The following is an 8728-nucleotide window of genomic DNA, read 5'->3' on the forward strand; positions in this document are numbered from 1 at the left end:
ATAGATAAATTACAGGATACTTAGTATTGCTTTTAGGATTATAATTGTCTGGTAATTTTACCCAAAAATTGCGGTACTCACCTAAAGTTTTTGAATATATACTATCAACTATCTGACTAGTTGCTAATTCTTGTTCATTTTGACTAGCTTGTGCTTTAATTGACAAATTAAAGCAAAGCATAACTATTATAATTAATTCTAATTGGGTTCTGTTTTTCATATAATAAAGATAATATTGATTTACGCTTTATCCTCTAGCTTTAATGACCAACGTAAAATTAAAATTCCGAGTCTAGCTATAACAAACGAAAACAGACCAAACGTAGCTGTTAATAATGATACTTTAAGTCCGCCAGCAAATATTGCAGGATCTACATTACCCATAGCTTCAAGTGAATCAAAAGCTGTAATTAATCCTAAAACCGAACCTAAAAAACCACATACTAGTGCTAATAAACTTGAGTCTACTGTAAGCTTTAACATTTTTTCGGTTGTCGGGATATCTTTTTTACTATTTATAAATCCTCTGATTAAAAAGAATAGAGATAGTAATAAAAAAATTAATATTACTGTCATAAACAATGAGCCACCCTCACTAAAACGGTTTACTACTAAAAAATTTGAAATTACTAATTCGTTCATAATTGATGATTTTAATTAAACATAGGCCAAACTTAAAACTAATAACATCTAATAATTTTTAATTGCGACAGACAACCATTTTAATTAGCGATACAACAAAATGCTAAAACCATAACTAAATCTGTCATTCGTCTACGAACTTAGAGTGCCTTTAAAAATTATACTATTATTGTATTAAGAAGCTAATTAAATGCTAAACAGAAAATTTATTTTAAAACAAATAGGACGAGGTTTTTTACACATATTTTTTTGGTGTTGCGTCCTTTTATTCTACACTTACTTCTTTAGCTCTAGTAGTAAAAACTTCAATGATACTTTAATGTTTTCTTTGTTTTTAATGCCAATAACTATTGCAACAACTTATGTTTCAATATATAAGTTAATTCCAGGTTACCTCGTAACAAAGCGTTATTTACTCTTTGTACTTTATAGTATATATACACTTATTATTTCTTTTTATTTAGTAATGGTCTCTATCTTTTTTAGTCTTATATATCTTTCAAATTTTGAGTACAAAAACATGAATCCCTTAACCAGAAATATCTTGTTTGTTATGACAGGTATATATCTAGTTACTTTTATTGTTAGTGCTTTTAAACTTATGAAGTTAAATATTGATGCTTCAAAAAGAACTAAAACACTTGAAACTAAAATTTTAGAAACACAATTAAAACTCAAAGAGCAAGAACTGAAATATCTAAAAATGCAAATTCATCCTCATTTTTTATTTAACACTCTAAATACGATGTATGGTTTCGCGTTGAAAAAGGCAGATGAAACACCAAAAATGATTTTAAAACTCTCTAACCTCCTTGATTATTTACTTTACCAAGTAGATAAACCCTTTGTGAGTTTAACAGACGAGATAAATCATATTGAAGATTACATTAGTTTAGAAAAAATGCGCTTTAATGAGACGTTAAATGTAACTTTTACAAAAGATATTCATTCAGGATCTATAGAAATTGCTCCCATGTTATTTATTCCTTTTATAGAGAACAGCTTTAAACATGGTATTATTATAGATGGTATTTTAAAGATTAATATTGCAATAAAAACTCAAACAAATCATACAGAGTTTGTTATTAAAAATAGTAGCTCTAAAGATTCAGGTCTTAATGAAGGTCTTGGTTTAGAGAATATAAAAAAGCGATTAGAGTTATTGTATCCAAATCAATATAGTTTAGATATTTTGAAGACTGATGATGATTTCTCTGTGACATTACTAATTAATTCTAAATCAATTGCAGCACATGCTTAAGTCGGTCTCTTGTATTATAGTTGATGATGAGCTTATTGCAAGAGAAATCATTGCCTCTCACTTATTACAAATCGATAACATTAAGATTAAAGCACAATGTAAAAATGCTATTGAAGCTTTTAACTTTATTAGTAATAATGAAATAGATTTAGTCTTTTTAGATATAAACATGCCAGAGATTTCTGGTATTGCCTTTGCTAAATCTATAAACAAGAATATTAAAATTATATTTACTACAGCTTATAGGGATTATGCGGTTGAGGGCTTTGATTTACAGGCCGTAGACTACTTATTAAAGCCTATAGCTTTTGAACGTTTACTCAAATCTGTAAATCGTTATTTTGAAGTCTCATCGCAAATTAATAATGACAAAAAACAAGTCGATGAAGGCACTGATTTTATTTTTGTACGCTCAGACCGAAAGATGATAAAAATAGATTTTGATGCTATCATCTACATAGAGAGTTATAGTGATTATATAAAAATACATCTCAACGATACTATAATTGTTACCAGAGAAACCATAAGTGCTATTGAAGCTAAACTACCTAAAAAGCTGTTTTTAAGAATCCATCGCTCTTATATTATTTGTATTGTAAAAATTCAATCATTTACTAATGAATATATTACAATTAATGGTTTAGCACTATCCATTAGTCGAAGTTATAAGAAAGAAGTTTTAAAACAGCTAGAAAAGTTTTAACTTTAGATAATTAAAAACCCAAATCTAACGTTATAGCGGTATCCGCTATTTTTTAAACCGCTTAATGAACGACTACCTACACAGCACTATTCCTAATTTACAACCTTTTAATTATGAGCGTCACCACGATTCCCTTTTTATAAATCAGCAATGGGTTTTAGTGAATGGTATTTCTAAAAAGAAAGCCATATACACTTTTAGAGAAGATAATATTCTTGAGATTGAACGAAAAGATGCTACCATTAAAACATCTTGGAACATAAATATTCAAAATATACTCTCTATTGAAACTGAAGATGGGTTAATTGAGGTTAAAGCCTATTTTAAAGATGATGATATTTTAGTACTCAACAACCAAGAGAAAGAAGAATTTGCGCTTTATATAAATACAACAAATTATAATGAAGAGCTGAGCTCAGTAGAAGATGTTCAATCGTTTTTAAAAGATAAGTATAAGAAGAAAGTAAGCAATATCATCTACGACCATGAGTTCTATTATATAGAAAAGTCTGAAGAATTCGGACCTTTTAAAGTAGAAATACTATCAGAAAAAGTTAAAAACGAAGAAATTAGTGCATATTGTTTTGTGAGAGATATTAATGAAGATGATTACAGTAAACGCCTACGTATCTTTGATTTAATACAAGAATTATAAAACATTATATTTTATTCGTTCTCTTTATATAAAGCGTATTTAGCTAATTCTATCTTTACTGTAGCTTCCCAAAATTCTTGCGTTTCTTTTTTAGCACCACGCTTTGTTTCACTATCGTATCGATCTTGTCTTTTATTAAATTCCTTAAATATTTTGTCAAAAACAGGTTTGGCCTTATCTGCGTTAACTGCCGTTATTTTTAAATCAGTTAACGCTTTTCTTAGTTTTCGAGAATAGATTTCTGTAATATCAAAATGAATTTGCTCGTGTCTTAATATGTAATCTGTACTAGAATTTGGCAGAACCCAACTTTCATAGGTCTTAAAAACACATTGAATAAATAGCTTTCCATCTTTAAAAAGGTTTGCGCTACTTTCATAGCCAAACCCAGAATTTGTCAACGCTAATGCATTCGGATATGTTATTTGGTCTGGCTGTCCTTTAAAATCGTCCCAAGTTAATTTTCTGTTTACACTCCATACTATTTCTGTTTCATAGCGTTTCGGGTCATCTACCTTATAAATATTAGCCCACAACCTAAAGCAAGCACTTCTTTTATCTGGTGATATCTGTTTTGTAATTCTAACTAAGTTTGCTCCATTTTGACGCGCCATACTTTTAAGGTTCTGTACGTTTTCATAATACGTACAGTTTTCAGCGAACCCACCATCAACTGCTTTTAAATCTCCAATCTTTGTACCATTAATTATTTGATCATCCGCAGCGTCTAATACAACTACGAGTGCCTTATCAGACAGAGGAGCTAGCACTTTGTCAATGTTACTCCTTAATTTTGGTGAACATGATATAAGTATAGCGAATAGAAGACTAGCTGTGATTTTTTTCATTTAGTTATATATTTAATGAAAAAAGCGAACGCATTACGTTCGCCTTTACTATATGGGATTCCTACTTCCAAAGGGATTTGTTTAAACATGCAAAGCTCTATCCTCAGTTGCAGCTAGAGCCGCTTCTTTAACTGCCTCTGCAAACGTTGGGTGTGCATGAGACATACGAGAAATATCTTCTGCAGATGCTCTAAACTCCATTGCCGTAACTGCTTCTGCTATTAAATCGGCACAACGAGCACCAATCATGTGTACTCCTAAAACTTCATCAGTTACTTTATCTGCTAAAATTTTTACAAAACCGTCTATATCTCCACTTGCCCTAGCACGACCTAAAGCTCTAAAAGGAAATTGACCTACTTTGTATTCTACGTTATCGGCTTTTAATTCTTCTTCTGTTTTACCAACAGCAGCAACTTCTGGCCACGTGTAAACGACTCCAGGAATTAAGTTATAATCTATATGTGGTTTTTGTCCTGCTATAGTTTCTGCTACAAATACACCTTCTTCTTCAGCTTTGTGTGCTAACATAGCGCCTTTTATAACATCACCAATTGCATAAATATTAGATGCAGATGTTTGTAAATGGTCATTAACGTCTACTTGTCCTTTATCATTAATATTTACTCCTGCCGCTTCAGCATTTAAACCATCGGTATAAGGTCTACGACCAACAGAAACTAAACAATAATCTCCTTTAAATTCTACAAGTTCACCCTTCTTATTTTCCGCTTTTACGATGACTTCGTCACCGATACGCTCAACAGATTGTACTTTATGAGAGAGCATCATTTTACATTTTGCTTTCTTAAAAACTTTATTAAGTTCTTTAGATAAACCAGCATCCATGGTTGGTAATATTCTATCCATATATTCTACAACAGTAACTTGTGATCCTAATCTGTAATAGACTTGGCCTAACTCTAAGCCAATTACTCCACCACCAATGATAATCATGTGTTTCGGAATTTCTTTTAGCTTTAAAGCTTCTGTAGACGTTATAATACGTTCTTTGTCTAACTCAATAAAAGGTAAGTTACTTGGCTTACTTCCTGTAGCAATAATGATATTTTTTGCTTCAATCTCACCAGCATCTTTTCCTTCAATAATTATATGAGTTGCATCTTTAAAAGACCCTAAACCTTCATAAACATCAATCTTGTTTTTCTTCATTAAGAAATCGATTCCACCTGTAGTTTGATCTACTACAGATTGTTTACGACCAATCATCTTTTCAAGATTCACTTTAATTTCACCAGGAATTTCTATACCATGCTCCTCAAAATGTTTTGTAGCTTCTTCATAATGATGAGACGAACTCAATAAAGCTTTACTAGGAATACAACCAACGTTTAGACACGTACCACCAAGTGTTGAATATTTTTCAATAATTGCAGTTTTCATTCCTAATTGTGCACAACGAATTGCTGCTACATATCCACCAGGTCCTGATCCTATTATTGCTACATCGTATGAATTCATAAAGTATTTTTTATCTGATTAAAACAAATACAAAAATACGATTTAGATTAAAGATTTACGAATTTTTAAAACCTATAATTCCGAATAAAACAGATTTATTTCTTCTTTTCAATAGCTTTTAAAACCCACTCTAATTCCGGGTCAACATTATTGAGTCTATCTTGGTAGGTTGGTAGAATTTCTATGTCTGGCTTTACACCATAACCATCTGGTTCTATATTGTATTTAGAATCTATATGCATTAACCCTATCCTTGCGCGAACCATAGTATTTGGCAATTCATAGACTTTAAATAAACCAGCAACTGTACCATTGTATGCTCCTCCTGTTTCTTCACCAACAAATGTTGCACGTTTACTACCTTTTAATTGAGTAGCTAAAATTGATGATGCCGAAAATGAATTGCCATTGATTAGTACATATATTTTTCCTTTAAAATTTAATGGATTCGCTTCTTGTTCTTTCGCTGATTTAAATTTATAATACAACTGACCATCTTTTTTACTTACACGTAGAATATCTACAACCGCAAAACCAGGAGATAATAATCCTACAAAAAGTTTTACTCCTAATCCTTTAGAATTACTCATAAGACTTTTTAAAACTGGAAATCTTGTATTGATTTCACTTTTATTAATAAACGTAAAGTTTTTATCTGTGAGATAAGAATATAAATAGTCGATTTCATTTAGACGCCCACCAAAGTTATTCCTCAGGTCAATAATTAGTGTTTTAGTTTTTAAAGAATCTAATATTGTAAAGGTTTCGTCATAAAACGCTTCAAATTTACCATTCTTAAATCCTTTAATTTTTAATAATGCTACAGTACTATCCTTTCCTGTAAAACTTAAATCTCTTATATTTTCTTTTGTAGCATAGTCATAACCGTACTTGCGTCTTTCTTTACGTTCTTTTTTCCATTTTAATTTTTTAGCCTTTCGCTCTGCCTTTGTTAATTTTACTTTAGGCTTTATAACTTTAATAGAGTCTTCACTCAGTGAATCTTTGATTTTAACCTTGGCTATACGTTTGTAATTTTTAACAAATGTAGAATCTAAATTTCTAAAGGTAATTTTAAGACTATCAAAACGGCCAACATCATAACTATAATAGCGTAGAATACGTTTACCAATTACTCTGTTATAAAACGTGGTATTATAACCATCTGAAGCAACTCTTTTTTTATAAGTATTCATTAAATATTGAGTTGTGTTATCGCCTATTTTTAACACCTCTGCATTTACTAATAATGAATCGTCACCCTTTGCCTTAGAAATTATAAGCTTGTTATCAACGTATTCAAAATCAAGATTATTGATATCGAATTTCATTAAATTAAACGCGCTTCGTTCTTTTCTCTCTAGTTTTTTAGATGGTGGAGAAACTGACATGTGGCCTTGACCAACATATTTAGTAACCGCAGCTAATTTTTTATAAAATGTACGACTTGTAATAGGTTTAGTTATTGCTTTTTTTAAGCTATCAAACTTATAATCTAGTGTTTCTTTAGAGTTGAATTGATATAATCGTGGATGTAATCTTTGTAATTGATTATATACTTTGTCAATATCTTCATGTATATCTTCAACAGAATGTAATTTTGTAACTTGTGTATTATACTTTTCTACGCTTGCACATGATGCGAATACCATTGCAACACTAAATAATAGTAAAAATTTCTTCATTTAATAATTCTGTTTTAGTAATACTAGGGTGTGTTTTAATAGACGTAAAAAATTAATAAAAGGTTGCCTCTACTTTTCTTTAATTAGGAAACCCTAACATTTCTCCCATACCTACAGTAAATAACCAACAGCCATAAATAGCATGTTCTATTGATACTAATAATGTTGATTTAGTCTTCTTATAAGTCAAAGCAAAAATAATACCACCTATAAATGTTAAAAACAGAACCAATGTGTTTTTAAAGAAAATATGAGCTAGAGAGAATACAGCCGCATTACACAAAATAAAAAGTGTTTTATTTTTAAATAGTGATTGGTAACGCTGAAAGAAAAACGTTCTATAAATTAATTCTTGTGGATAGACTGAAAAAGCTGAATAAACAAATATAATAATAACCCACACAAAAGGCTTATTCAAAGGCATTGAGAATAAATTATTAGCATCAACAACAAGAACATAAGCTGTTGTAATTCCGAAAACACCAACGAATTTTAATAATGTTCGTTTCCGAAATTGTCTCCAACTAATACCCTTTTTAATCTTAAATACGTTGCCTTCAATCTTTAGCAAAACAAAAATAACATATCCAAATCCTAGTACACCTATGGCTATTTTGATCCAAATAGGAAATTGTAAGACAAAACTTATTGGTGCAATTATAAATATAAGAAATAATTCTAAGAGTCTATAATCTCTAGTTTTCATAAATTAAAGTGTAATAGCTGTTGTGTGTTTTACTTCATTAATCATAAACATACTATAAGTACTGCCAATATGATCAATTTTAGTTAGTTTTTTTACCATAAATTCTCTGAACTCCTCCATGTCCTCTACCAAAACTTTTATAAGATAATCATAATCACCACTAATGTGATAACATTCTAAAACTTCATTAAGCTTAGCAACTTCCCGTTCAAATTTAACAACATAATCCTGTGTATGTTGTACTAACTTTATATTACAAAAAGCAACGAAATCTTTATCGACTTTCTTTTTATCAACTAATGCTACATATTTATTAATTACACCTTTATTTTCAAGTTTTTTTATTCGTTCGTAAACAGCAGTAACCGATAAACCCAAGGCATATGCTAATACTTTATTAGTTTGCTTGCTATCGTTTTGTAAAAGCTTTAGCAATTTCTTATCAATATTATCGAAGTTCATAGTTGTAATTTTTCATGTTAAAACCAATATCAGATAAAAATATAGATTATAAATCTATTATATTAATAATACATAGCTTTATTTTCTAAATAATTAAATAATACTTGACAATACATCTGTAATTGTTGAATTTTGAAGTATTAATCAAATTAAATTATTATGAAATTTAAGCCTACAAACAATATTCAAGATTTACAATACTTCGGTGAATTCGGAGGTGTTAATCCATCAATTTCAGATTCCTCAACCTATACCTTCATATCAGCAAAAACCATGTTCGATAC

9 protein-coding genes and 2 pseudogenes are annotated in these 8728 nt (G+C 29.9%); 4 read left to right on the forward strand and 7 right to left on the reverse strand.

What is annotated here, in order from left to right; all coding sequences use genetic code 11:
• Positions 1 to 220, reverse strand: a pseudogene (locus tag B2U95_RS04080) (esterase); the annotation flags it as partial.
• A 20-nt stretch (positions 221 to 240) separates the two neighbouring features.
• Positions 241 to 642 (reverse strand): MotA/TolQ/ExbB proton channel family protein, encoded by a 402-nt coding sequence (locus B2U95_RS04085; RefSeq protein WP_296313133.1) that lies wholly within the window; start codon positions 640 to 642, stop codon positions 241 to 243.
• Between the two features lie 601 nt (positions 643 to 1243).
• On the opposite strand from B2U95_RS04085, the gene B2U95_RS04090 reads away from it, so the two are divergent.
• From B2U95_RS04090 to B2U95_RS04100, 3 genes are all read left to right on the forward strand, one after another.
• A complete protein-coding gene (locus tag B2U95_RS04090) occupies positions 1244 to 1903 on the forward strand; it encodes a sensor histidine kinase (RefSeq protein ID WP_296313135.1) in 660 nt (219 codons plus the stop codon).
• A complete protein-coding gene (locus B2U95_RS04095) occupies positions 1896 to 2606 on the forward strand; it encodes a LytR/AlgR family response regulator transcription factor (protein ID WP_296313137.1) in 711 nt (236 codons plus the stop codon). Before B2U95_RS04090 ends, B2U95_RS04095 begins: the two co-directional genes overlap by 8 nt.
• Before the next feature lie 64 nt (positions 2607 to 2670).
• Positions 2671 to 3261 (forward strand): hypothetical protein, encoded by a 591-nt coding sequence (locus B2U95_RS04100; RefSeq protein WP_296313138.1) that lies wholly within the window; start codon positions 2671 to 2673, stop codon positions 3259 to 3261.
• Between the two features lie 11 nt (positions 3262 to 3272).
• Here the strand turns inward: B2U95_RS04100 and B2U95_RS04105 are convergent, their stop codons facing one another.
• The 5 genes from B2U95_RS04105 to B2U95_RS04125 form a co-directional block, all read right to left on the reverse strand.
• Positions 3273 to 4109, reverse strand: a complete 837-nt coding sequence (locus B2U95_RS04105; protein WP_296313140.1) for a DUF922 domain-containing protein — start codon at positions 4107 to 4109, stop codon at positions 3273 to 3275.
• A gap of 81 nt (positions 4110 to 4190) precedes the next feature.
• Positions 4191 to 5591 (reverse strand): dihydrolipoyl dehydrogenase, encoded by a 1401-nt coding sequence (gene lpdA / locus B2U95_RS04110; RefSeq protein WP_296313142.1) that lies wholly within the window; start codon positions 5589 to 5591, stop codon positions 4191 to 4193.
• A gap of 95 nt (positions 5592 to 5686) precedes the next feature.
• Complete coding sequence (locus B2U95_RS04115) at positions 5687 to 7276, reverse strand: S41 family peptidase (RefSeq protein ID WP_296313143.1); 1590 nt, start codon at positions 7274 to 7276, stop codon at positions 5687 to 5689.
• A gap of 79 nt (positions 7277 to 7355) precedes the next feature.
• A complete protein-coding gene (locus B2U95_RS04120) occupies positions 7356 to 7982 on the reverse strand; it encodes a CPBP family intramembrane glutamic endopeptidase (RefSeq protein WP_296313144.1) in 627 nt (208 codons plus the stop codon).
• A gap of 3 nt (positions 7983 to 7985) precedes the next feature.
• Entirely contained in the window at positions 7986 to 8444 is a 459-nt protein-coding gene (locus tag B2U95_RS04125; protein WP_296313145.1) for an Lrp/AsnC family transcriptional regulator, read from the reverse strand.
• 159 nt (positions 8445 to 8603) lie between these two features.
• On the opposite strand from B2U95_RS04125, the pseudogene B2U95_RS16280 reads away from it, so the two are divergent.
• A pseudogene (locus tag B2U95_RS16280) lies at positions 8604 to 8728 on the forward strand (cystathionine beta-lyase); the annotation flags it as partial.

Origin of the sequence: Winogradskyella sp. UBA3174 (assembly GCF_002364335.1) — a bacterium.
GTDB lineage: Bacteria > Bacteroidota > Bacteroidia > Flavobacteriales > Flavobacteriaceae > Winogradskyella.

Bases quoted from the DNA above. Each gene is read 5' to 3' on its own strand.
- lpdA (WP_296313142.1), bottom strand. From the start codon at position 5,591: ATGAATTCATACGATGTAGCAATAATAGGATCAGGACCTGGTGGATAT.
- B2U95_RS04090 (WP_296313135.1), top strand. From the start codon at position 1,244: ATGAAGTTAAATATTGATGCTTCAAAAAGAACTAAAACACTTGAAACT.
- B2U95_RS04105 (WP_296313140.1), bottom strand. From the start codon at position 4,109: ATGAAAAAAATCACAGCTAGTCTTCTATTCGCTATACTTATATCATGT.
- B2U95_RS04095 (WP_296313137.1), top strand. From the start codon at position 1,896: ATGCTTAAGTCGGTCTCTTGTATTATAGTTGATGATGAGCTTATTGCA.
- B2U95_RS04085 (WP_296313133.1), bottom strand. From the start codon at position 642: ATGAACGAATTAGTAATTTCAAATTTTTTAGTAGTAAACCGTTTTAGT.
- B2U95_RS04125 (WP_296313145.1), bottom strand. From the start codon at position 8,444: ATGAACTTCGATAATATTGATAAGAAATTGCTAAAGCTTTTACAAAAC.
- B2U95_RS04100 (WP_296313138.1), top strand. From the start codon at position 2,671: ATGAACGACTACCTACACAGCACTATTCCTAATTTACAACCTTTTAAT.
- B2U95_RS04115 (WP_296313143.1), bottom strand. From the start codon at position 7,276: ATGAAGAAATTTTTACTATTATTTAGTGTTGCAATGGTATTCGCATCA.
- B2U95_RS04120 (WP_296313144.1), bottom strand. From the start codon at position 7,982: ATGAAAACTAGAGATTATAGACTCTTAGAATTATTTCTTATATTTATA.